At 56.3% G+C, this 23,676-nt stretch carries 21 protein-coding genes and 2 pseudogenes; 11 read left to right on the top strand and 12 right to left on the bottom strand.

Annotated elements, in window-relative coordinates; translation table 11 throughout:
- Positions 1-21 precede the first annotated feature (21 nt).
- From nuoG to nuoN, 8 genes are read left to right on the top strand one after another with little or no spacing between them, the layout of a single operon-like run.
- Positions 22-2,739, top strand: a complete 2,718-nt coding sequence (nuoG, locus tag JQR86_RS07255) for an NADH-quinone oxidoreductase subunit NuoG (RefSeq protein ID WP_407361973.1) — start codon at positions 22-24, stop codon at positions 2,737-2,739.
- Positions 2,736-3,731 carry an NADH-quinone oxidoreductase subunit NuoH gene (nuoH, locus tag JQR86_RS07250; RefSeq protein ID WP_010794908.1) on the top strand — a complete coding sequence of 332 codons (996 nt, stop codon included), beginning with the start codon at positions 2,736-2,738 and terminating at the stop codon, positions 3,729-3,731. The genes nuoG and nuoH overlap by 4 nt, the downstream gene beginning before the upstream one ends.
- An 11-nt stretch (positions 3,732-3,742) precedes the next feature.
- Positions 3,743-4,291, top strand: coding sequence for an NADH-quinone oxidoreductase subunit NuoI (gene nuoI / locus JQR86_RS07245; protein WP_010794909.1), 549 nt, complete (start codon positions 3,743-3,745; stop codon positions 4,289-4,291).
- Between the two features lie 10 nt (positions 4,292-4,301).
- Positions 4,302-4,814, top strand: coding sequence for an NADH-quinone oxidoreductase subunit J (nuoJ, locus tag JQR86_RS07240; RefSeq protein WP_407361974.1), 513 nt, complete (start codon positions 4,302-4,304; stop codon positions 4,812-4,814).
- A 19-nt stretch (positions 4,815-4,833) separates the two neighbouring features.
- Positions 4,834-5,142, top strand: coding sequence for an NADH-quinone oxidoreductase subunit NuoK (nuoK, locus tag JQR86_RS07235; RefSeq protein ID WP_010794911.1), 309 nt, complete (start codon positions 4,834-4,836; stop codon positions 5,140-5,142).
- Positions 5,139-6,986, top strand: coding sequence for an NADH-quinone oxidoreductase subunit L (gene nuoL, locus JQR86_RS07230; RefSeq protein WP_312510209.1), 1,848 nt, complete (start codon positions 5,139-5,141; stop codon positions 6,984-6,986). Before nuoK ends, nuoL begins: the two co-directional genes overlap by 4 nt.
- 30 nt (positions 6,987-7,016) lie before the next feature.
- The gene (gene nuoM, locus JQR86_RS07225; protein WP_010794913.1) at positions 7,017-8,549 is read left to right on the top strand and encodes an NADH-quinone oxidoreductase subunit M; all 1,533 of its coding nucleotides are present in this window, start codon (positions 7,017-7,019) and stop codon (positions 8,547-8,549) included.
- Positions 8,550-8,556: 7 nt separating this feature from the next.
- The gene (nuoN, locus tag JQR86_RS07220) at positions 8,557-10,008 is read left to right on the top strand and encodes an NADH-quinone oxidoreductase subunit NuoN (RefSeq protein ID WP_010794914.1); all 1,452 of its coding nucleotides are present in this window, start codon (positions 8,557-8,559) and stop codon (positions 10,006-10,008) included.
- A 53-nt stretch (positions 10,009-10,061) separates the two neighbouring features.
- Here nuoN and JQR86_RS07215 read toward each other — a convergent pair whose 3' ends face one another.
- The 7 genes and pseudogenes from JQR86_RS07215 to JQR86_RS07185 form a co-directional block, all read right to left on the bottom strand.
- Positions 10,062-11,111, bottom strand: coding sequence for an AI-2E family transporter (locus JQR86_RS07215; RefSeq protein WP_010794915.1), 1,050 nt, complete (start codon positions 11,109-11,111; stop codon positions 10,062-10,064).
- Between the two features lie 108 nt (positions 11,112-11,219).
- Positions 11,220-11,735, bottom strand: a pseudogene (locus JQR86_RS07210) (methyl-accepting chemotaxis protein); the annotation flags it as partial.
- A gap of 390 nt (positions 11,736-12,125) precedes the next feature.
- Positions 12,126-12,758: pseudogene (locus JQR86_RS07205) on the bottom strand (cache domain-containing protein); the annotation flags it as partial.
- Positions 12,759-12,984: 226 nt separating this feature from the next.
- Positions 12,985-14,322 carry a sensor histidine kinase gene (locus JQR86_RS07200; protein ID WP_434154609.1) on the bottom strand — a complete coding sequence of 446 codons (1,338 nt, stop codon included), beginning with the start codon at positions 14,320-14,322 and terminating at the stop codon, positions 12,985-12,987.
- Positions 14,319-14,984 (bottom strand): response regulator transcription factor, encoded by a 666-nt coding sequence (locus tag JQR86_RS07195; protein ID WP_010794918.1) that lies wholly within the window; start codon positions 14,982-14,984, stop codon positions 14,319-14,321. Before JQR86_RS07195 ends, JQR86_RS07200 begins: the two co-directional genes overlap by 4 nt.
- Positions 14,984-15,283: a PepSY domain-containing protein gene (locus tag JQR86_RS07190; RefSeq protein ID WP_374940317.1), complete on the bottom strand. Its 300-nt coding sequence runs from the start codon at positions 15,281-15,283 to the stop codon at positions 14,984-14,986. Before JQR86_RS07190 ends, JQR86_RS07195 begins: the two co-directional genes overlap by 1 nt.
- A gap of 14 nt (positions 15,284-15,297) precedes the next feature.
- On the bottom strand, positions 15,298-15,606 hold the full coding sequence (locus JQR86_RS07185; protein ID WP_019365781.1) for a PepSY domain-containing protein: 309 nt from the start codon (positions 15,604-15,606) through the stop codon (positions 15,298-15,300).
- A 173-nt stretch (positions 15,607-15,779) separates the two neighbouring features.
- On the opposite strand from JQR86_RS07185, the gene JQR86_RS07180 reads away from it, so the two are divergent.
- Positions 15,780-16,862, top strand: coding sequence for a patatin-like phospholipase family protein (locus JQR86_RS07180; protein WP_434154608.1), 1,083 nt, complete (start codon positions 15,780-15,782; stop codon positions 16,860-16,862).
- Positions 16,863-16,924: 62 nt separating this feature from the next.
- Positions 16,925-18,034 (top strand): DNA topoisomerase IB, encoded by a 1,110-nt coding sequence (locus tag JQR86_RS07175; protein ID WP_181123552.1) that lies wholly within the window; start codon positions 16,925-16,927, stop codon positions 18,032-18,034.
- Between the two features lie 16 nt (positions 18,035-18,050).
- Here JQR86_RS07175 and prmB read toward each other — a convergent pair whose 3' ends face one another.
- The 4 genes from prmB to JQR86_RS07155 all read right to left on the bottom strand — a co-directional run bounded on the left by prmB (position 18,051) and on the right by JQR86_RS07155 (position 21,748).
- On the bottom strand, positions 18,051-18,959 hold the full coding sequence (gene prmB / locus JQR86_RS07170) for a 50S ribosomal protein L3 N(5)-glutamine methyltransferase (protein ID WP_434154607.1): 909 nt from the start codon (positions 18,957-18,959) through the stop codon (positions 18,051-18,053).
- 73 nt (positions 18,960-19,032) lie between these two features.
- Positions 19,033-19,896, bottom strand: a complete 864-nt coding sequence (locus tag JQR86_RS07165) for a rhomboid family intramembrane serine protease (protein ID WP_434154606.1) — start codon at positions 19,894-19,896, stop codon at positions 19,033-19,035.
- Positions 19,893-20,864 (bottom strand): metallophosphoesterase, encoded by a 972-nt coding sequence (locus JQR86_RS07160; protein WP_150347055.1) that lies wholly within the window; start codon positions 20,862-20,864, stop codon positions 19,893-19,895. The genes JQR86_RS07165 and JQR86_RS07160 overlap by 4 nt, the downstream gene beginning before the upstream one ends.
- Positions 20,864-21,748: an NAD(+) kinase gene (locus JQR86_RS07155; protein ID WP_019365775.1), complete on the bottom strand. Its 885-nt coding sequence runs from the start codon at positions 21,746-21,748 to the stop codon at positions 20,864-20,866. Before JQR86_RS07155 ends, JQR86_RS07160 begins: the two co-directional genes overlap by 1 nt.
- 106 nt (positions 21,749-21,854) lie before the next feature.
- On the opposite strand from JQR86_RS07155, the gene JQR86_RS07150 reads away from it, so the two are divergent.
- Positions 21,855-22,748: a DUF1853 family protein gene (locus tag JQR86_RS07150; RefSeq protein ID WP_434134513.1), complete on the top strand. Its 894-nt coding sequence runs from the start codon at positions 21,855-21,857 to the stop codon at positions 22,746-22,748.
- 1 nt (position 22,749) lies between these two features.
- Here the strand turns inward: JQR86_RS07150 and JQR86_RS07145 are convergent, their stop codons facing one another.
- A complete protein-coding gene (locus JQR86_RS07145) occupies positions 22,750-23,655 on the bottom strand; it encodes a 1-aminocyclopropane-1-carboxylate deaminase/D-cysteine desulfhydrase (RefSeq protein ID WP_404625185.1) in 906 nt (301 codons plus the stop codon).
- Positions 23,656-23,676 lie beyond the last annotated feature (21 nt).

Raw genomic sequence — 23,676 nt, 5'->3', positions numbered from 1 at the left:
GCAAACGAAGACTGAAGAACCATGGCCACTATCCACGTAGACGGCAAAGAGTACGAAGTCGACGGTGCGGACAACCTCTTGGAGGCTTGCCTGTCCCTCGGTCTCGATATTCCCTATTTCTGCTGGCACCCGGCGCTCGGTAGCGTCGGTGCCTGCCGACAGTGTGCGGTCAAGCAGTTTGCTGATGAGAACGACACCCGTGGTCGCCTCGTCATGTCCTGCATGACGCCTTCGACGGACAAGACCTATATATCCATTGATGACCAGGAAGCCAAAGACTTTCGCAGTAGTGTCATTGAATGGCTGATGACCAACCATCCGCACGACTGCCCGGTTTGTGAGGAAGGCGGTCATTGCCACTTGCAAGACATGACCGTGATGACAGGTCATAACAAGCGCCGTTATCGCTTCACCAAGCGCACCCACCAGAACCAGGACCTGGGCCCGTTCATTTCCCATGAGATGAACCGCTGTATCGCCTGCTACCGCTGCGTGCGCTATTACAAGGATTACGCAGGCGGCACTGATCTGGGCGTTTATGGCGCCCATGACAATGTGTATTTCGGCCGCGTTGAGGAAGGCACACTGGAAAGCGAGTTTTCCGGAAACCTGACCGAAGTCTGCCCAACCGGCGTCTTTACCGACAAGACCCACTCCGAGCGCTACAACCGCAAGTGGGACATGCAGTTTGCACCAAGCATCTGTCATGGCTGCTCGTCTGGTTGCAACATCAGCCCCGGTGAGCGCTATGGCGAGCTTCGTCGTATCGAGAACCGTTACAACGGCTCGGTTAACCATTATTTCCTGTGCGACCGTGGCCGCTTCGGGTATGGCTATGTGAACCGCAAGGATCGCCCTCGCCAGGCGCTGCTGCGTAACGGCTCGCTCAACGCAGGGGTAGACGCTGCACTGGATAAGGCTGCCGAGCTATTGCGTGGGCGTAGGGTAATCGGTATCGGCTCTCCCCGTGCCAGCCTGGAAAGCAACTATGCACTACGTGAACTGGTAGGTACAGAAAACTATTACAGCGGCATGGCCAAGCATGAGCTTGAACATGTCCGCCTTGTACTGGATGTCTTGCGTAACAGCCCTCTTCCTGTACCCACCATCCGCGACATCGAGCACCATGACGCTGTAGTGGTCCTAGGCGAAGACCTGACCCAGACCGCGGCCCGTGTCGCCTTGGCCGTCCGTCAGGCAGCCAAAGGCAAGGCAACTGATATTGCAGCGGCAGCTCGTATTCCTGAATGGCACAAGGCGGCTGTCCAGACCATTGGGCAATCCAGCAAAAACCCCGTGTTTCTGGCCAGCCTGGCTGAGACACGTCTGGATGACATCGCTGCGCAGACTATCCACGGTGCGCCGGAAGATCTGGCTCGCTTCGGCTTTGCACTGGCCAACGCTCTCGACGCTTCCGCTCCGGCAGTAGAAGGCCTGAGCGATGAAGTAGCGCAGCAGGTCAAGTTGGTGGCCGACACCCTGCTCAATGCCAAGCGTCCGCTCATTATCTCGGGTACTTCACTGGGATCACGCGCGCTGATCGAGGCTGCTGCCAACATTGCCAAGGCACTGGCGCTGAAGGAAAAGAACGGCTCGCTGAGCCTTGTCGTTCCCGAAGCCAACAGCATGGGCCTGGCCATTTTTGGCGGCGAGTCGGTAGATGATGCATTCGACGCGCTGACAGCGGGTAAAGCCGACGCGCTGGTCGTGCTGGAAAACGACCTGTTCCGTCGCGCCGACTCTGCACGCGTAGAAGAAGCGCTCAAGGCAGCCAAAACGTTGATCGTACTGGACCATCAGCGTACAGCTACGGCAGAGCGTGCCGACCTGATCCTGCCAGCCGCAAGCTTTGCGGAAGGTGATGGCACCCTGGTAAGCCAGGAGGGCCGTGCCCAGCGTTTCTTCCAGGTGTACGAGCCTACTTATTACGATCCGAGTAGCCTGATTCGTGAAGGCTGGCGTTGGCTACATGCACTGCACAGCACCTTGCAGGGCAAGGCCGTGGACTGGACGCAGCTGGACCAGGTTACTGAAGCCTGCGCAGCAAGTCATCCGAGCCTGGCTGGCATTCGGGATGCAGCGCCCAGCGCGTCCTTCCGTATCAAGGGCCAGAAGCTTTCCCGTGAGCCTCACCGTTACAGCGGTCGTACTGCAATGCGTGCCAATATCAGCGTTCACGAGCCGCGTACGCCACAGGATATAGACTCTGCCTTCGCCTTCTCCATGGAAGGCTATTACGGCAGCGCCGAACCCCGTCAGCAGATCGCATTTGCCTGGTCTCCTGGCTGGAACTCGCCGCAAGCCTGGAACAAGTTCCAGGACGAGGTAGGTGGACATCTGCGTGCGGGCGATCCTGGTATTCGTCTGATCGAGTCTTCTGGCGATCGCCTGAGCTGGTTCAACGCCATTCCGGCAGCCTATTCCGCTCAGGCGAACCAGTGGAAAGCCGTACCGATCCATCATTTGTTCGGCAGCGAAGAGACCTCGGCTCGCTCGGAGACTTTCCAGGAGCGTATCCCCGAAGTTTACGTCGCGCTTGCAAAAGCTGATGCAGACCGTCTGGGCGTCAATCCTGGTGCCAAGGTCAGCGTTACGGTTGCTGGTCAGGCGCTGAGCCTGCCGCTGATGGTCAAACCTGGTCTGGCTGCTGGCTTGATCGGCTTGCCGGTGGGGTTTGAAGGCATTCCAGCCCGCCTGGCGGGTCTTACCATCGATCGCGTCCAGGAGGCTGCGCAATGAGTTGGTTAACCCCTTCCGTCATCGCCATTATCCTGGCCGTCGTGAAGGCCATCGTGATCCTGTTGGCCGTCGTTATCTGCGGCGCGCTGCTTAGCTGGGTCGAGCGCCGTCTGCTTGGCCTGTGGCAGGATCGTCACGGGCCAAACCGTGTCGGTCCTTTCGGTGCCTTCCAGCTGGGCGCCGACATGATCAAGATGTTCTTCAAGGAAGACTGGACGCCACCGTTCGCGGACAAGATGACGTTCATGCTGGCACCCGTCATTGCGATGAGCGCCTTGCTGATCGCGTTTGCCGTGGTACCGATCACACCTACCTGGGGTGTGGCGGACCTGAACATTGGTCTTCTGTTCTTCTTTGCGATGGCTGGCCTTGCAGTCTATGCAGTGCTGTTCGCAGGCTGGTCGAGCAACAATAAGTTCGCCTTGCTGGGTAGCATGCGCGCTTCAGCCCAAACCGTCTCCTACGAGGTGTTCATGGGGCTTTCGCTCATGGGCGTCGTCGCGGTGACCGGCTCTTTCAACATGCGAGATATCGTTGAAGCGCAGCATCAGGGCTTGTGGTTCATCATCCCTCAGTTTTTCGGCTTTTGTACCTTCCTGATCGCAGGCGTTGCGGTGACTCACCGCCACCCCTTTGACCAGCCGGAGGCAGAGCAGGAGCTGGCAGATGGTTACCACGTTGAATATGCCGGCATGAAGTGGGGCATGTTCTTCGTAGGCGAATACATTGGCATCGTGCTGGTGTCTGCCCTGCTCGTCACGCTGTTCTTTGGTGGCTGGCATGGTCCGCTGTTGCCACCCTTCATCTGGTTCGCCCTGAAGACTGCGTTCTTCATCATGCTGTTCATTTTGCTGCGTGCGTCTATCCCACGTCCGCGCTATGACCAAGTGATGGCGTTCAGCTGGAAGGTGTGTCTGCCGCTGACCCTGATCAATCTGCTCGTTACCGGTGCGGTGGTTTTGTATAACGCCACCCCGGCCGTGGTTCACTGAGGAGAGCCGCCATGTTCAAAGAAATAGTCAATGTCGTGCATGGCACATGGACTCAGCTACGAAGCGTGCTGATGATCTTTTCCCATGCTTTTAGAAAGCGCGACACCCTGCAGTACCCCGAGGAGCCGGTTTATCTGCCGCCTCGTTATCGAGGCCGGATTGTCCTGACCCGTGATCCCGATGGGCAGGAGCGCTGCGTGGCGTGCAACCTGTGTGCGGTAGCGTGCCCGGTAGGCTGTATTTCCCTGCAGAAAACCGAAGCAGAAGACGGTCGCTGGTATCCGGAGTTCTTCCGTATCAACTTCTCCCGCTGCATTTTCTGCGGCATGTGTGAAGAGGCTTGTCCTACCACCGCTATCCAGCTGACACCGGACTTCGAGATGTGCGAGTACGAGCGTCAGAACCTGGTGTACGAGAAGGAGCATCTGCTCATCTCCGGACCCGGCAAGTACCCGGACTACAACTTCTATCGCGTCGCCGGTATGTCCATTGCGGGCAAACCCAAGGGTGCTGCGAAGAACGAGGCCGAGCCAATCAACGTCAAGAGCCTGCTGCCGTAAGGACGGAAAGATGGAATTTGCTTTCTATTTCGCTGCCGGTGTCGCCGTACTGGCCACGTTCAGGGTGATTACCAACCGTAATCCGGTACATGCCCTGCTCTACCTCATCATCTCGCTGCTAGCGGTCTCGATGACCTTCTTCAGCCTTGGCGCTCCATTCGCCGGTGCGCTTGAGGTCATCGTATACGCTGGCGCCATCATGGTGCTGTTCGTATTCGTTGTGATGATGCTCAACCTCGGCCCTGCCGTGGTTGAGCAGGAACGCAAGTGGTTAACGCCTGGCATCTGGGTTGGCCCTTCGATTCTTTCCATCGCGTTGCTGGTCGAGTTGCTGCTGGTGCTGGGCAGAATGCCCGGCGGTGCAAGCATCGGTCATACCATGGTTGATGCAAAAGCGGTTGGTATCAGCCTGTTCGGCCCCTATCTGCTAGCGGTCGAACTGGCGTCGATGCTGCTCCTGGCTGCGCTGGTTGCGGCCTATCACCTAGGCCGGCAACAAGACGTCAAAGGCGTCGGCGAGTAACCCGTTAAGGAATGGACCTATGAATGCGATACCTCTGGAACATGGTCTGGCACTTGCCGGCGCGTTGTTCGCCCTGGGTCTGGTTGGCCTGATGGTACGGCGCAACATCCTGTTCATATTGATGAGTCTGGAAATCATGATGAATGCTTCCGCCCTGGCTTTTGTGGTCGGTGGCAGCCGTTGGGGGCAACCGGATGGTCAGGTGATGTTCATTCTGGTACTGAGCCTTGCTGCTGCCGAGGCGAGTATTGGCCTGGCGATCCTGCTGCAACTGTATCGCCGTTTCCAAACCCTCGATGTCGATGCTGCCAGCGAGATGCGCGGATGAACCTGTTACCTCTTACCTTCGTCTTTCCCCTTATCGGGTTTGTGCTGCTGGCATTTTCCCGTAGCCGCTGGTCCGAAAACCTGTCTGCCCTGATTGGAGTAGGCTCGATCGGGCTATCTGCGCTTACAGCCGCCTGGGTTAGCTGGCAGTTCCTGTCCAGCCCGCCGCCTTCCGGCGCTGTCACCCAGGTGCTGTGGAACTGGATGACCGTTGATGGCTTTGCACCCAACATCGCGTTGTACCTGGATGGTCTCTCGGTAACCATGCTGTGTGTGGTCACCGGTGTAGGCTTTCTGATTCACCTGTTTGCCTCCTGGTACATGCGCGGTGAAGCAGGCTATGCACGCTTTTTTGCCTATACCAACCTGTTCGTGGCAAGCATGTTGTTCCTGGTACTGGGCGATAACCTGCTCTTCCTCTACTTTGGTTGGGAAGGTGTAGGCCTGTGCAGTTACCTGCTGATCGGGTTCTACTACAGCGAGCGTGCCAACGGTAATGCAGCACTCAAGGCCTTTATCGTGACCCGCGTGGGTGACGTGTTCATGGCCTTCGGTCTGTTCATCCTGTTCATGACACTGGGCACGCTGGATATCCAGGAACTGCTGGCTCGTGCGCCAGATGTGTTCACGATGAACGATCCACTGCTGATGCTGGCTACGCTGATGCTGCTGGGTGGTGCGGTAGGTAAATCTGCCCAGCTGCCTTTGCAAACCTGGCTGGCCGATGCGATGGCAGGCCCGACCCCAGTATCGGCGCTGATCCACGCAGCGACCATGGTGACTGCCGGCGTATACCTGATCGCCCGTTGTCATGGATTGTTCGAGCTGACGCCTTCGATTTTGCATCTAGTGGGTATCGTGGGTGCGGTTACGCTGGTTCTGGCAGGCTTTGCAGCACTGGTACAGACCGACATCAAGCGTATCCTTGCTTACTCCACCATGAGCCAGATCGGCTACATGTTCCTAGCCCTGGGTGTAGGCGCCTGGAGCGGTGCGATCTTCCACCTGATGACCCATGCGTTCTTCAAGGCGCTTCTGTTCCTTGCATCCGGCTCGGTCATCCTGGCCTGCCATCACGAGCAGAACATCTTCAAGATGGGCGGTCTGTGGAAAAAAATTCCGCTGGCCTATGCAAGCTTCCTAGTTGGTGGCTCAGCGCTGGCAGCGCTACCGCTGATTACGGCTGGCTTCTACTCAAAAGACGAGATCCTCTGGGAAGCCTTTGCCAGTGGCCATCAGAATCTGCTGATTGCAGGCCTAGTAGGTGCCTTCCTGACCTCGATCTACACCTTCCGCCTGATCTTTATCGTGTTCCACGGTGAAGCCAAGACTGAGGCCCATGGTGGTCATGGGATCGCACATCACTTGCCACTAATCGTACTGATCGTATTGTCCACCTTTATCGGCGCCTGGATCACACCACCGCTGGCGGGTGTACTGCCTCAGTCGGCTGGCCATGCAGGTGGCGAAGCCAAGCACAGTCTGGAAATTGCCTCAGGCGCCATTGCATTGGCCGGCATCCTGTTGGCGGCCCTGCTCTTCCTGGGCAAGCGTCGCTTTGTCAGTGCACTTGCCAAGAGTGCTCCGGGTCGATTCTTTGGTACTTGGTGGTATCACGCCTGGGGCTTCGACTGGCTCTACAACTGGATCTTCGTGAAGCCTTACCTGGCGATTACCCGACTGCTGCGTAGCGATCCGATCGACAAGGCGATCCTGATTGTCCCGATCCTCGCGCGTGCCGGTAACCTCACGCTGAGCCTTACAGAGAACGGCCGCCTGCGTTGGTATGCTGCCTCCATCGTGGGTGGTGCAGTGCTGCTTCTGGCCGCACTGCTTCTGGCCTGACTTGAATCTACGAAAGGAATTGAGCCCGTCATGATTCTGCCTTGGCTAATCCTGATCCCCTTCATAGGCGGTCTGCTGTGCTGGCTGGGAGATCGCTCCGGCAATCTCCTGCCACGCTGGATTGCTTTATTAACCATGCTATTGGAGCTGGTGCTTGGCCTATGGGTCTGGTGGCACGGTGACTTCAGCTTGGCCCCCGCTCCGGGTAGCGAGCAGAACTGGACCGTTGAATTCCAGTATCCCTGGATTGAACGCTTTGGTATCAGCCTGCACTTCGCCATGGACGGCCTATCGCTGCTTATGGTGTTGCTGACTGGTCTGTTAGGTCTTTTGGCTGTTGTCTGCTCTTGGCGCGAGATCCAGAAGCACGTTGGCTTCTTCCATCTGAACCTGCTATGGATTCTAGGTGGTGTGGTTGGTGTGTTCCTGGCTGTCGACCTGTTCCTGTTCTTCTTCTTCTGGGAGATGATGCTGGTGCCGATGTATTTCCTCATCGCACTCTGGGGTCATAGCTCCGCCGACGGCAAGAAGAGCCGCATTACCGCTGCTACCAAGTTCTTCATTTTCACCCAGGCCAGCGGCCTGATCATGCTGGTGGCCATCGTGGCCCTAGTGCTGGTGCACTACAGCGCAACTGGTGTGCTGACCTTTGAATATGAAGACCTGCTGAAAACGCAGATGGATCCAACGACTGAATACCTGCTGATGCTGGGCTTCTTCATTGCCTTTGCCGTGAAGCTGCCTGCCGTGCCGGTTCACTCCTGGCTCCCCGATGCACACGCGCAGGCACCGACAGCCGGCTCCGTAGACCTTGCCGGTATTCTGTTGAAAACAGCTGCTTACGGCCTTCTCCGCTTTGCCGTACCGCTGTTCCCCAACGCTTCGGCCGAGTTTGCACCCATTGCGATGTGGCTCGGGATCATCGGAATCTTCTACGGTGCGTTCCTGTCCTTCGCACAGACTGACATCAAGCGTCTTGTGGCCTATTCCAGCGTTTCGCACATGGGCTTCGTGTTGATCGGTATCTACTCGGGCAGCCAGCATGCACTGCAGGGTGTCGTGGTACAGATGATTGCCCATGGTCTTTCGGCAGCAGGCTTGTTCATCCTGTGCGGTCAGCTCTATGAGCGCCTGCATACACGCGACATGCGTGAGATGGGTGGACTCTGGGGTCGCCTCCCCTACCTGCCGGCCCTCAGCCTGTTCTTCGCTTCGGCGTCGCTGGGCCTGCCGGGTACCGGTAACTTCGTAGGCGAGTTCCTGATTCTAATGGGTGCGTTCCCGATGGTGCCGCTGACCGTTGTGATAGCTACATTCGGTCTGGTTGCGGCTTCGGTGTACTCATTGATCATGATCCACCGTGCGTACTTCGGTCCTGCGAAGTCTGAAGGGGAATTGCCGGGGCTCAATGCACGCGAGCTGTCCATGGTACTGCTTCTGGTCGGTCTGCTGATCCTCCTGGGTGTTTATCCGCAGCCCATTCTGGATACGTCGGCAGCCAGCATGAGTGGTGTACACCAGTGGCTGGGTACAGCTTTCTCTTCCATTGTTTCTGCCCGGTAGTAGCGCCATGACCTTTACAACGGAACATCTCATCGCACTTCTGCCGCTCCTCATCACCGGTCTGACCGCCGTCGTGGTGATGCTGGCGATAGCCTGGCGGCGCAACCACACCGTGATTCCGACACTGTCGGTAATCGGATTGAACCTGGCCCTGCTGTCCATTGTGTACTCGATGCGGGTCGTCGATATCGACGTCACCAGCCTCATGCGCATGGATGGCTACACCTACTTCTATACCGCACTGATCCTGATTACCACGTTGGCATGCATGACGCTGTCGCATGCTTACATGGAGGGATACTCCAGCAACCGTGAAGAGCTTTACCTACTGCTTTTACTGTCCTGTACGGGCGGTATCGTATTGGTAAGCTCGCAGCACCTGGCTTCGCTGTTCATTGGCCTTGAGCTGCTGTCCGTACCGGTGTATGGCCTAGTGGCCTATTCCTACTTCAATCGCCGCTCCCTTGAGGCTGGCATGAAGTATCTGGTGCTATCTGCTGCCGGCTCGGCCATTCTGCTGTTTGGCATGGCCCTGCTATATGCACAGTCCGGCACCCTGAGCTTTAGCGGAATCGGTGCGCAGCTGACTCAGCAAGCCTCGGCCGGCCTGCTGCTGGAACTCGGTATCGGCATGATGATCGTAGGTCTGGGCTTCAAACTGTCGCTGGTACCCTTCCATTTGTGGACGCCAGATGTCTATGAAGGCGCACCGGCACCGGTGGGCGCTTACCTGGCTACTGCGAGCAAGGTTGCCGTTTTCGCTGTCGTAGTTCGTCTGTTCCAGACCATGCCCGCTGCGCTGAACGATACATGGCTGCATAACCTGATCGCTTTCATCGCCATCATCTCCATTCTGGTCGGCAACCTCTTGGCCCTGATGCAGAGCAACCTCAAGCGTCTGCTGGGCTACTCTTCCATCTCACACTTTGGATACCTGCTCGTAGCCCTCGCTGCCAGCAATGGTATTGCGGTAGAGGCGATTGGGGTGTACTTGGCGACTTATGTCGTTACCAGCCTGGGAGCCTTTGGCGTGATCGTGCTCATGTCCAGCCCAAGCAATGGCACACGCGATGCCGATGCGCTGTTTGAGTACCGCGGACTGTTCTGGAGACGCCCGTATCTGACCGCCGTTCTAACAGTGATGATGCTGTCGCTTGCAGGTATTCCGCTGACGGCGGGCTTTATCGGCAAGTTCTATATTATTACGGTGGGTGTCGAGTCCCATCTGTGGTGGCAGACCGCGGCGGTCGTTATTGGTAGCGCCATCGGCCTGTTCTATTACCTGCGTGTCATGGTAACGATGTATCTGGTACAACCAGGTCTGAGCCGTCACGATGCCCCCATGAACTGGGGTGAGCGTGCCGGCGGTATCATGCTTATCGCCATTGCAGCCCTGACGCTGCTGTTGGGTGTTTACCCGCAGCCCTTGTTGCAAGTGCTTCAACATACAGGCCTGTAAGGGCCTCTCATAAAAAAGCCCCAGTGATGGGGCTTTTTTATTGCCTGAACTTTTTATTCCTCTTCACGGTGCATGAAGAGGTCCCATACCGACATGAAGAGCGCCGCCACCAATGGGCCAATGACGAACCCGTTGAGACCAAACAGTGCCATTCCGCCTAGTGTGGAAATCAGTACCACGTAGTCGGGTAGCTTGGTGTCCTTGCCTACCAAGATAGGACGCAGAATGTTATCTACCAGGCCGATGACGATAACGCCGAACAGAATCAATACAACCCCTTGCCATATCGAGCCTGTCAGCAGGAAGTAAACCGCAACCGGCCCCCAGATCAGCCCAGCGCCTACTGCCGGCAACAACGACAGGAACGCCATTATTACGCCCCAGAGAACAGCAGCCTCAACACCGAGTACTCCCAGGATAAATCCACCCAACGCACCCTGAACAACGGCCACGATAATGTTGCCTTTGACAGTGGCCCGGATAACGGCCGTGAACTTGCGTAGCAGGCTGCGCTTGTGAATCTCGCTCAAGGGAATGGCTTTGCGGATCAGCCCTACGAGGTATTGCCCGTCTCGAAGCAGGAAAAACAGCAGGTACAGCATGATGCCAAAGCTGATGACTAACTGAAACGTCCCCTGCCCTACCAACAAGGCCCTGCTTGCCAATGCCTGACTACCTTGGGCAACGCTTTGCGTCAGGCGCTCGCGAATACTTTCTGGGTCAGTGATATCGAATCGGTGCAGTACACTTTTGATACCGTTCGGTAGTGCCTGCCACATGTGCTGAAAATATTCGCCGAAATTCAGCTGGCCGCTGTTGATTCGCTGATACAGCGCACTGCCTTCCTGAACAAGAGAAATACTAATCGCTGTGACCGGCAGAATCACGATGAGTAAACAAACACCCAAGCTGCTCAGCGCGGCAAGGTTTTTACGATTGTTGTAGCGCCTGAGAAACCAGCGCTGCATAGGGGCGAAAATAATCGCCAGGATCGCTCCCCAAAAAACCGCGCCGTAATAGGGCAACAGAATCCAGGCAAATGCGATCGAGACAATAATCAGAAGAAAGATAAATGTTCTATTTTCAAGTCGCGTGCTTTTCATCAGGGTTCCAAAGTCCATTCAAGAGCAACGAGCGTCGCTTTTGGTTAGAACACTGGATACCACGCACTTGTTCCTGAGGGCTCAGCCAGAGCCCTCAGGAATGTCGATTTAAACGCGGAACTGCTTGACCAGGCCGTGGAGGCGATCCCCTAGCGAGACTAGCCCCTGGGTAGTGGTCGCACTCTGCTCAGCCCCTGCCGTCATGGTTTCAACCGCACCAGCAATCTCGTGGACGCTACGGTTGATTTCCTCGGAGACCGCCGTCTGCTCTTCGGCTGCACTGGCTATCTGGGCGTTCATGGCATTAATCGTACCGATCAGCTGGCTGATGGTATCGAGTGAGGCGCCTGCCTGACTGGCCTGGACAGTCGTACTTTCACCTGCCGCACCAGAGCGACGCATCGACTCAACCGCCTTTTGCGTACCCTGTTGCAGGCGATCGATCATTCCCTGGATCTCCTGGGTACTTTGCTGAGTACGGCTTGCCAGGGCACGAACTTCGTCGGCCACGACCGCAAAACCACGACCCGCCTCACCAGCCCGAGCCGCCTCGATAGCAGCGTTCAAGGCCAGCAAGTTGGTTTGCTCGGCAATCGAACGGATGACATCCAGCACGCTGACAATAGACTGCACGTCCTGCTGCAGACTGTCGAGCGACATGCCGCTGTCACGCACTTCATCGACCAGAGAATGGATGCCTGCCACACTACCCTCAACCACACGTTTGGCTACACGCCCTTGCTCATCGGTCTCACGGGCAGCTTCTGCCGCTTGCTGGGCACTTTGCGCCACTTCATGAGCCGCTGCGGACATCTCGTTGATAGCCGTGGCAACCTGATCGGTTTCGCTACGCTGGCGCTGCATGGCCTGCTCGGTACGACGAGCCTGGGCAGCCACCTCATCCAGCAAACCGGTGAGCTGCTGAGTGATGTCGATTACCTGCTGTACGGTTCCATGAATCTTGCCAACGAATCGATTGAACGAGCCAGCAAGCCGGCCCAACTCGTCGTTACTCTGCACCGGCAGTCGACGTGTCAGATCGCCTTCGCCATCAGCAATGTCATCAAGGTTTGCACGCATGAGCTCAAGCGGACGCAACACTCGCATGGCAAATAGATGAGCCGCAATGGCGATGATGACCAGCACTACCAGCGAGACGCCGATGATGGAGAACAGCTGAGTCAAGGTCTGCGCACGTACATCGGCCTCGATCTTGCCCAGCCGCTCCTCAACGCCATCCAGGTTGATGGCAGAGCCCAGGACCAGGTCCCACTTGGGCAGGTATTCGGTATAGCTCAACTTGGGAACCAAGGTAGTTTTGCCAGGCAATGTAGAGGAATAGCGGACATAATGAGTGCCATCCTTGCCTGCACGGACCAGTTCCTGGTTCAGGTAAACGCCGTTCGGATCCTTGTTATCACGAAAGCTCTTGCCTATGCCTTCAGTGTCGTTTCCCTTGAAAAGGCGGATGACGTTTGAGTCATAGCCAAACATATAGCCATCTTTGCCATAGGTGATGCCAGACAAAATCCTGATTGCCTCGGCGCGGGCCGCCTGATCACCGTCGGCTGAAGCATCGTAGAGCGGCTTGACCGCTGTCAGGGCAACCTGCACGTAATTCTTCAGGGTTACGTTGCTTTGCTCCATCAAGCGATCACGCGTTGTCTGTATATCGCGCTCGGCTTTATTGCTCAGCATCACATAGGAAATACCGCTGATGATCAGGGTAGTAATTACAACAGGTAGGAGCGCCAGCAGGAGCACCTTGGCTTTTAAACTCATCACTGAGACCTCTTAGGTTGTTATCTAAGTAGGTTTTCGGCCAAGCGAAACGAAAATGAAGGTCGATCGATAGTGCTCTATCCGTATGGTCTCAATCACCGGGAGCAGATCGGGAGGCTCGGAGCGGCAGCCGGACCAAAACTTTCAGCCCGCCCAGGGAACTGCTTTCCAGGCTGAGCGTACCTGCGCAACTGTCCACAATGTCACGCGCAATACCAAGGCCCAGGCCATGTCCCATGACTCGCTCATCCAGACGCGCACCTCGCTCGAGAATATCCTGTCTGGATTCAGGCGCGATACCTGGCCCATCATCATCAATACTGATCTCATAACAGGCATCTTTCTTCAGTACCGTCAGCTCTACCTGGCTGCTCGCCCATTTACAGGCGTTATCCAACAGCGTACCCAGCAATTCAAGCAGGTCTTCGCGATCCCAGGGCAGTTTCAAACCGGAAGGCACATGACAGGAGATCGTCAGGTCGTTGTCATGGATCAGCTTGAGCATGGCGCAGAGCGAAGGCAATTCAGCCTCGCAGTCCAGATAGACACCGGGAAGCTGGTCACCGGCCAGACGAGCACGGCGCAACTCCCGCTCAAGACGCTGCTGGATCTGCTCAAGCTGATCGCGCAGGATGTTCTGCAGTTCAGGATGCACACTCAGTTCTTGCCGCTCCGCAAGGCTTACCAGCACGGCCAGAGGCGTTTTCAATGCATGCCCCAGATTACCGATGCCATGGCGGGCACGCTTGAGATTATCCTCGGTATGACGCAGCAGATGATTGATCTGCTCCACCAGCAGCTCAAGCTCTTGGGGAACCTGCGTATCCAGCTGGCTGCGCTGCCCCTGTTGCAGTTGAGCCACTTGTTGCCGGACCCGCTCAAGTGGCTTTAAGGCGCGCCTTACCGTAATCCGTTGTAGAAAAAGGATTACGATTAACGCAACCAGCCCAATACCGGCACCTATACGTAGCATTCGACTGAAACTGGTCAGGAGCGGGTTGTAATCCTGTGCAACGACAATGCTGAGCTTTTGCCCCAACCGCTGATAATCCGCGCGATAGACCAGGAGGCGTTGATCTCCGGGGCCATTGACGAGATGTCCGGTCAGCCCTACGTGCGTAGGTCTCTCAAGCACATGATCCCAGAGCGATCGGGAACGCCAGCGAGGTTCTCCTATGTCGATCTCGAAGTAACGCCCGGAAAATGGTCGTTGATAGGCGGCATTAAGGCGCTGCTCATCCAGCTGCAGCCCGTTTGGCCCCCGCGCAATAGCCACCAGGAGGTTTTCGCTCTCTGTCTGAAGTCCGCTTCCCAGATAATCCCGTAGCGCCGTATCAACCAGCCAGCGTGCGCCCAGTATTAATAAAAGTCCGGATATCAGCAGAGCGGAGGCCAAGCCAATGCTCAATCGCTGCTGAATGGACTTCATGCAGATTTCCCGAAGCGGTAGCCCTGTCCTCGCCGTGTCTCGATAATATCGCGCCCCAATTTACGCCTGAGATGGTTCACGTGCACCTCGATGACATTGGAGTCACGCTCGCTTTCACCGTCGTAGAGATGTTCACCCAAATGACTTTTGGACAGGATCTGCCCTGCATGCAACATGAAATACCGCAGCAGCCTGAACTCTGCGGCGGTCAGCTCGATGCTTTCATCCCCGCGATTAACACATTGCCGTGACTCATCCAGGCTCAGACCGGAAGCCTGCAATGTCGGCTGATTCACCAGCCCGCGGGCACGCCGCAATAATCCTTGAATCCGTAAGGAAAGCTCTTCAGGGTGGAACGGCTTGGTCAGGTAATCATCGGCGCCAGCCTTGAGCCCATCGATACGCTCGGCCCAACCACTGCGCGCCGTCAGAATCAGTACCGGCGTAGAAAGTCCCTGCGTGCGCCACTCTCTGAGCACATCCAGCCCAGAACGCCCCGGCAGTCCCAGATCAAGTACGATAAGGTCATAAGGTTCGACTGCCCCCTGGTATGCCGCATCACGGCCATCAGCCAGCCAGTCTACGGCATAGCCTTGTCGTGTCAGGCTGGCCATTAACTCATCCGCCAGGGGAACACTGTCCTCTACCAACAACAGACGCATCAGTCGTCTACCTCGTCCTTCAAAATCGTACCGTCAGTGGCGCTGATTTCCAGCTCGCGCACAACGCCCTTGTCTACCAGAAACTCGATCTCATAGACATAAACACCATCTTCCTCCTCAAGCTCCGCCTCCAGCAATGTTGCCTTTGGATAGCGCGCATAAGCCTGGTTGATAAGCTGCTCAAGAGGACGAATTCTTCCTTCCTGACGAAGCCGCAACGCCTCATCCTGGTCAAGGTCGCGAGCGATTGAAAGCCCGCTGGCTGACAGCAATGTCAATACCAGCAGGCCTTTCATCATGCTGCTATCCAGGCTCAATCGTCCTGTACATCCTTGAGCACTTCGCCCGTTGCGGCATCGAGTTCCAGATCCCATGTCACACCTTTCTGGTCACGTAACTCAACCTGATAGATATAGCGGCCATATTCTTCTTCCAGCTCAGTGTCGTGAGTCGTCGAGCCAGGATGCTTGGCGATAGCCGCCTTGTTCAATACGTCGAAGGATTTGATGGTACCTGCATCACGCAGCTTGAGCGCTTCGTCAGGTCCCAGGTCGCGGGCTTGGGCCGCACCGGCCAGGGCGGTCAGGCTGGCAGCGGCAATCAATGTAGTCAGTGCTTTCATGCGTATGTCCTCACGGGTTATTCAGTGAGTTCACCTTAACGAGGCAGCCTTAATTCAGCCTTAATCTCATTTTGGAACTACATGGTCAGCCCAACGGTCTTTCGCAATCAATGCCATACCTGCTCCGCATCGCGGCGGTGCGTTTGTATACTGGCTGTCCGTATGGAGTCCTCATGACAGCTATTCACATCAAATCTCCTTCCCTTATTATCCGCGCGGGCACGCAGGCGCTGGCGCATATTCGCCAACAGGGCCTGTCACCTGCGGACGTAGGTATTATCCCGGGCGCAGCAGGCGGCCCGAAAGCACTAGGCTTGCAAGGGCTGGACATCGCGCTTTTTGGTGAATGGCTGCCTCGCTCACCACGGGTGCGCGCATTGGTTGGCGCATCCATTGGGGCCTGGCGCTCCGCATGTGTCTGCCTACCGGATCCGGCAGACTCATTACGCCGGCTGGGCGACCTCTATACCGGATTGCATTTTCCCAAAGGTATTGGAATCAGGCAGATCAGTCAGATTTGCGAAAGCATGCTGGATGAACTGCTGGGTGGGCGTGACGAGGCGATTCTGACCGCACCAGGCTATCGCCTGAACATCATGATTGTTCAGGCATTGGGCCCTCTGGCCAGTGACCAGCGCCGAACATTAAGCCTTGGCCTGGGCGCTGTGATCCGCGACAACCTGATAGCACGGTCTCGTCTGATTCGCCATTTCAGCCGTATCGTGGCCCATGATTTGCGCCAGGCGCCGCCGCTGGATGAACTGAATGATTTCCCAACGCAGTACCATGCGCTTCGCCCCGACAACCTTCGCCAGTCGTTGCTGGCGTCAGGCTCCATTCCACTGGTCATGGAGGGCGTAACAGATATCCCTGGCTTTGGCTCCGGTACTTACCGTGACGGGGGACTGCTCGATTACCATCTGGATCTTCCCTATCGCGGGAATGACATTGTGCTCTATCCACATTTTATCGATCGCATCATTCCTGGGTGGTTCGACAAGGGCATCTTCTGGCGCAAGGCCAATACACATAACCTGCGAAATGTGGTGCTACTGGCACCCTCACGGTCTTACCTTGAGCGGCTACCTGGTCGAAAGCTTCCCGACCGCAAGGATTTCACCCGTTATGCAACCGACCCTGCCACACGGCAACGTCACTGGCATACAGCCATGGCGGAAAGCCAGCGGCTAGGTGATGAGTTTTTGGAGCTTGCCGAAAGCGGTCGGTTAAAGGATCAGATATTGCCTCTCGTCTAGAGCGACGAACCGGCTACTAGCCCTGCGGTCTTCATAGAAAGCAGTCCACAGCCGGTGTTTTCATGTCAGAGAGTGCCTCATTTATTCCCCCGACCGCCGAGGGTACGCTGCCCGCCCCTGGAGACGAGCGCGACGATACAGGTACAGCCCTGTGCCCCCCGCTACCCTCGGACCTTCACTATGTGGATGACACGCAGCCGGGCCTGCGGCGAAAAAAGCTGCGCGGGAAGTTTATCTACCTGGATGCCCAAGGCGAACGTATTCGCGATCAGGCTGAAATTGACCGCATCAACAAACTGGCCATTCCACCCGCCTATACGGATGTCTGGATCTGTGCCGATCCTTGTGGCCATTTACAGGCAACGGGGCGGGACGCCCGAGGACGCAAGCAATACCGATATCACCCACGTTGGCGCGAAATCAGAGACACTGACAAATACGAACGGATGCTGGAGTTCGGCAATGCCCTTCCCAAACTGCGCAAGCGGATAGAAGAGCATCTGGCGCAACGCAAGCTGAACCGGGAAAAAGTCATGGCGACCGTTATCAGCCTGCTGGACGCCACCTTGATTCGCGTAGGCAATCAGCAATATGCCAAAAGCAATAAATCGTACGGCCTGACAACCCTGCGTAACCGACATGCAGACGTTACCGGCAATACGATTCGCTTTCACTTCCGCGGCAAAAGCGGCGTCGAGCACAACATCAAGCTGACAGATCCGAGGCTTGCACGTACCGTCAAGCGCTGCCTTGAGCTACCCGGCCAACACTTGTTTCAGTATCTGGATGAAGATGGCGATCGGCATACAGTCACTTCGTCAGACGTAAACGCCTACCTGCACGAACTCAGTGGTGCTGATTTTACTGCCAAGGATTACCGCACCTGGGCAGGCAGCGCCTTGGCTCTTTCTACGCTCAAGTCACTGCGCTACGAAACTCAAACTGAAGCCAAAAAGCACCTTCAGGAGATGGTCAAGCAAGTATCCAGTACGCTGGGCAATACACCGGCAGTATGCCGCAAGTGTTATATCCACCCGGGCGTCATGGATGCATTTATGGCTGGCGAACTCGGCTCGCTACCCAAGCCGCGCAAACGCAAGGGACTTCGCGAAGAGGAAGTCGCCCTGCTCATGTTTTTGGAGCGCCTGGTCGAGAAGACGCAGGCAGCTTAGGTATTCGAGCCGCCTACTAGAGGCGGCTCTGGAACAGCGATTGATGCTCCTGGCACTGCTTGGCAGACAGCAGAAAGACCCCGTGACCGCCCCGCTCGAACTCGAGCCACGTAAAGTCGACTTCGGGATAAAGCGCTTCGACGTGTACCTGACTATTGCCCACCTCAACGATCAACGTGCCGGTGTCAGTGAGGTGATCCGCGGCTTCAGCCAACATTCGGCGCACCAGATCCAGCCCGTCTGAGCCACAGGCAAGGCCCATTTCCGGCTCGTGGTGATATTCAGCCGGCATGTCGGCAAAATCTTCTGCGTCCACGTAAGGTGGATTTGACACGATCAGGTCAAAACGCTGCCCTGGCAGTCCAGCAAACCCATCCCCCTGCACGGTATAAACCCGTTCTTCAAGGTCATGCCGCTCTATGTTCTGCCAGGCGACCTCCAATGCATCAAAGGAGAGATCGGCCAACGCGACTTCTGCATTAGGGAACGCATAAGCACAGGCAATACCAATGCATCCCGAGCCGGTACAGAGGTCCAGGATTCGAGCAGGCTCATGGGGTAGCCAAGGCGCAAAGCGGGCATCAATCAATTCAGCAATCGGTGAGCGTGGCACCAACACACGTTCATCAACCACAAACGGCAGCCCACAAAACCAGGCTTCGCCTAACAGATAGGCCGTCGGAATGCGCTCCTGAATCCGTCGGTGAAGCAGGACGCTCAAGTCGTAGCGCTCATCATCTTCCAACCGACAATCCAGGTAGCTGTCAGACATTTCCCAAGGCAGATGCAAGGCGCCTAACACCAGCTGCCTGGCTTCATCCCACGCATTGTCGGTGCCATGGCCAAAATAAAGCCCTTCGGCGTGGAAGCGGCTCACCGCCCAACGGATATAGTCACGAAGAGTGCGTAAACGGGATTCGGTCATCTAGGGCTCCTTTTCAGCGGCATAGTGTAGCCTTGCAGCTCTGCCCACGAAACGTCAGATGCACTCGTCCAGTCTAGCGGCGCGTCCTGGCAATCAGGCCACCCAGAACGCCCGTTACACAGCCGGCCAGCAGACCTCCTACATGAGCGCCATTAGCAATGGCACCAAAGCCAAGCACATCAATGGCGCCGGTCAGGCATATACCCAGCCAGGCAAGCATCATGATGACAACGCCCTTTGGCATTCGATACGCCGGGGTGGGTGCCAACAGCTGGAATAACCAGCAATGGCCCAGCAGGCCATAGAGCACACCTGACAATCCGCCAAACAGTGCCGGGCCACTCCACCAGTACTGCACAAGGTTGGCTGCCAGTGAAAAGAGGACGGTTAACGCCAATAGCATCCACCCCTTTTGACGAAACTCAATGCGGCGCCCCAGCTCCCAATACCACAGGGAATTCATGGCCAGATGTAAAACACCAAAGTGCAGAAACATGGGTGAAACAAACCGCCACCACTGATTTTGTTCAAGGGTATAGGAGATGGGATAGAACTCGATGTACGTATCGTAAAGCCGAAAGTCCAGAAAGGTAAGCCAGCGAACAGCCTCATAACGATCGCCCAACAAGGTAATCGCAGCCACGACCAGTGTGATGATCAGGACGCCTGCAGTTACAGGACTTGCCCGTAGCTGCTCCTTGAAGCCAGGCCGAGTTATAGCAGGCCGAATACCAGAGATCTCGCCGGCCGTGTCCCCTTGCGGATAGCGTGCATACAGGTTACGCACCTCATCTACCAGTCCCGGATCAGTAACCCACACCACTTGTGCATCGCGCTCTTCAGTCACCCGGTGAGGAATATGCAGACGACGGAGTAGTTGCGTAAACCCTAGCAGGTCCGTTTCGAGCCCTACACGTAACGCAGGCTGTGCATTCATTCCGCACCTCCTGTTAACGGCACATCGACCCAGACGAATTTCTTTGGGTCCAAACGATGCTCCTCATCCAGCCGATACGCCACCAGCTTTCCGTTGTTCACGGCACTGTAATCCAGACAGGCGAGATTAGGCCGTATCGGTTCAGGATGACCGTCGAGCCAGTAATGCCCTACAAACAGCAGCGGCTCATCGATGCCATAACACATCAGGCTGGACTTCTCGGTTTCACTTAGCCGCTCGCAGGCCACATCATCCGGCAAACCATCTGGCTGAAAGACAATATCGCCGTATGTCTGCGGGTCTTCCTCCCAGAATTTGGTTCGGAACCGACCACGTGTAAAGCCATCACGCCCCGTCATTTTCATGCCGTTAGGCAACGGCAGGGAAACACCATTAAGCAGCCGAGAGCAGGCGCGATTAGCCAGGCTCCCCGGAATGGCCGACTGCTGAATGAATCGCTCATCGATATACCCACCCGGATAGACCTCATCAATGGCAGCAATCAGGGACGAATCCCAATAGGCATGTACCAGCCTGAAACGTCCGGCATCGATATACAAGGGCAACTCATACAGCCATGTGAGAAAGTCATTCCACTCCGCAGAATAGTGATCGAACTGCACCAAGGTCGTCTGGATCACCCGCTCGTAACGAGAGGTATGCTCACGAACGTATAGCTTGTGACTTTCTGGCGGCGCCGGCGTGTGCCAGCTCAAGGCATTGATTTCATGGTTACCCAGCAGGCACATTGCCTGGCCTGCCTCCACCATGTCACGAATGCAATGCAGCGACTCTCGCACATGAGGCCCACGATCAAGGATGTCCCCGAGAAAGAGCGCCATCCTTCGCGGATGCTGCCAGACACCGTTGTGTCGGCGATAGCCCATTTGGTCCAGCAAACGTTCAAGCACATGAGCGCAGCCGTGAATATCGCCTATCAGGTCATAGCCACGATCAGGGTCAAGCATCAATCATTCCCCAGACGGCTGCTCCAGCCGAGCTTCGTCCGGCAAACCTCGTAATAGTTATGATCCAGTGGATGGATGAGTCGCAGTTTGTGCGGCTTTTTCTGGATGGTTACGACGTCACCAGGCGCGCAATTAAGATGATTCTGTCCATCACATGAGACCTGCGGATAGATCTGCATGTTCGGCGAGACCACGATTTTCAGCTCGCTGTCGCCACTGACTACAATGGGGCGGCTGGACAAGGTATGCGGGTACATCGGCACGATGACAATTGCATCCAGCTTGGGATGCATGATGGGCCCCCCCGCTGACAGCGAGTAGGCTGTCGAGCCTGTAGGCGTAGCGACGATAAGCCCATCGGCCTTCTGAGCGCAGACGAACTTGCCATCGATATGCAGGGCAAACTCGATCATGCGGGTCGATTTGCCCGGATGCAGGACAACATCATTCAGAGCATCGGCCTGACCAATCGTTTCTCCCTCACGGCAGACAAAAGCATCCAGAAGAAAACGTGTCTCGACGATATACTGCCCCTCAAGCACCTCGGCTACCTTGGTCTCAAGCTCATCCGGGCGAATATCGGTCAGAAAACCCAGATTGCCACGGTTGATACCCAGAACAGGTACACGCGGGCGCGCCAGTACACGTGCCGCCCCCAGCAGACTGCCATCGCCCCCTACCACAATAACCAGATCGCAGATCTCGCCCATGGTTTTACGTGAGCAGGTTTCCAGGCCGTGACCGGGCATGACCTCGGCGATGATGTCTTCTAAGATCACATGCAGGCGCCGCGCCAATAAGAATGTTTTGAGCCGGCGAATGGTATCCAGCACTTGAGTGCTGCCCAGACGGCCGATAATGCCGATTTTCTGAAAAGAGTCCATACGCGGCCGTAGCCCTTCTATGGCAGGAATGTCGATAAATTATGCGGGCAAGCGGCAAGGCACAGCAAACCGTACACCCTTGTCCAACTCGGCGTATGCTTGAGTGATGAGCAATCCATTCCAAGCACTGGCCGTACTGCCTTACACGCTTCGCCACCCAGCGGTGCGTGATCTAGCCTGGGTAATCACCTCTCCGCCCATCCTGGACCGAGCGGAACAACGTCACCCCTTGGCTGCAAGCAATTGGACAGCAAAACCTGGCAAATTAGCCGATTGGCTCCATGAGCTTGATCGAAGTCCTGCATTACTGACAGGCTGGCTTACCCAGGGAAGCGACCGCCGCCTTGGGCGGTACTACGAATTGCTCTGGCAATTCGCCCTCACCCATGCCCCTGGGGTTGAGTTGCTGGGAGCCAACTTACCGCTCCGTACGGCGACTCATACGCTGGGCGAACTTGATCTCCTGATCCGAGATGATGAAGGCGTTCATCACCTTGAAGTAGCGGTTAAATATTATCTGGCAACAGGCCTTCCGCAATCACCGGAATGGTTGGGCCCAGGTGGCGAAGATCGACTCGAACGCAAGCTGAGTCATTTTTTAAACCGGCAGTTACCCTTGTCGCAGTCTCCGGAAGCATACGTTCTGTTTAAAACACTCGGTATCGTCTCTGTCCAGCCTTGGCTCTGGATGGGCGGTTATCTGTTTTATCCACCCGCGGGTGCCACACCATTTCCCAGCTGCTCCCCACACCATTTGCGGGGTTTGTGGCAACGCTTTGATAAAGCGAAGCCTGAAGAGGAAGGCGCATGGAAACTACTTCCCAAGCAGCGCTGGCTTGCGCCTGCACACCGACACGATGGACATGCTCCATTCGACTTCAACGTCGAGCCACATTGGCCTCGGTTACTTGTGCACCTTGACGAGGACGGCCACGAAGACCACCGTTTATTCTGGGTACCTGAAACATGGCCTTTTATACCGGAGAAGGCCGAACACTAATCTAGTGCTTCAGCAGCTTTAACAGATTGTCCTGCATCGCCCGACGCCCCTGTAGACCGCCCGTATGCAGCGCTATGATGCGCTGTCCGGCTGGAATATCTCCCGCCTCAACCGCACGGCGAAGCGCCAGCAATAGCTTGCCTGTATAAAGTGGCTCGAGTGGTATTTGTGTTTCGGTCTCGAACGAGGCCATAAAGCTGGCCAATTCGGCATCAATACGTGCAAATCCTCCTAAACTCGCATCGAGCCAACGGATATCTGCATCAGGTTGACCCCCCTCGCGCACCCAACGCGCCACCTGATCGGGAACGTTGTAGCGCAGCGGGACAGATAGCGTCCCGATGACAGGATGTCTGCCAGCCTCTCCTACAGCCAGACCGGCCAGCGTCGTTCCCGTACCAACAGCCACCCACAGCGCATCATAATCAGACCAGCCAATCGTGTTCAGCTGCGTCTTAATATAAGCAACCAGAGGTATACACCCCTGCATGCCCAGCGAGCCACCGCCCCCTTCGGGAATAGGCAAATAGCCTGGGTAACGTGCCAGCCATTCACCCCAGAACTCGTCATCGCGTCGGGCCCGATAACCTCCGTAACCCAACCAGTGCAACTCCATTTTCCATTTGCGCAGGTCATCAACTGTTGGCGTACCCTGCGGCTCGCCTCTCAGGAGCCCTACAGTTTTCAAGCCGAGCCGTTGTCCGGTAGCTGCAAGTGCATGCAGATGATTGGAGTGCGGGCCACCGAGGCTAATCAACCCTGAAGCCCGTTCGATATGCGCCTGCTGGAGGTAAGCCGCCAGCTTATAACTCTTGTTGCCGGAAACCAGAGAGTCCACTTCATCAAGGCGAAGCAGTGCCAGTCGGACTCCCGCCTTGCTAAGCCATATGGTTGCAACTTCTTCCAGCGGTGGACTTTTTAACAACAA

The sequence above is a fragment of the Pseudomonas sp. JZ134 genome, from assembly GCF_051027695.1.
Lineage (GTDB): Bacteria > Pseudomonadota > Gammaproteobacteria > Pseudomonadales > Pseudomonadaceae > Chryseomonas > Chryseomonas luteola.
The sequence above is the reverse complement of the archived record's forward strand: the minus strand, read 5'-3'. Positions and strand labels throughout refer to the sequence as shown.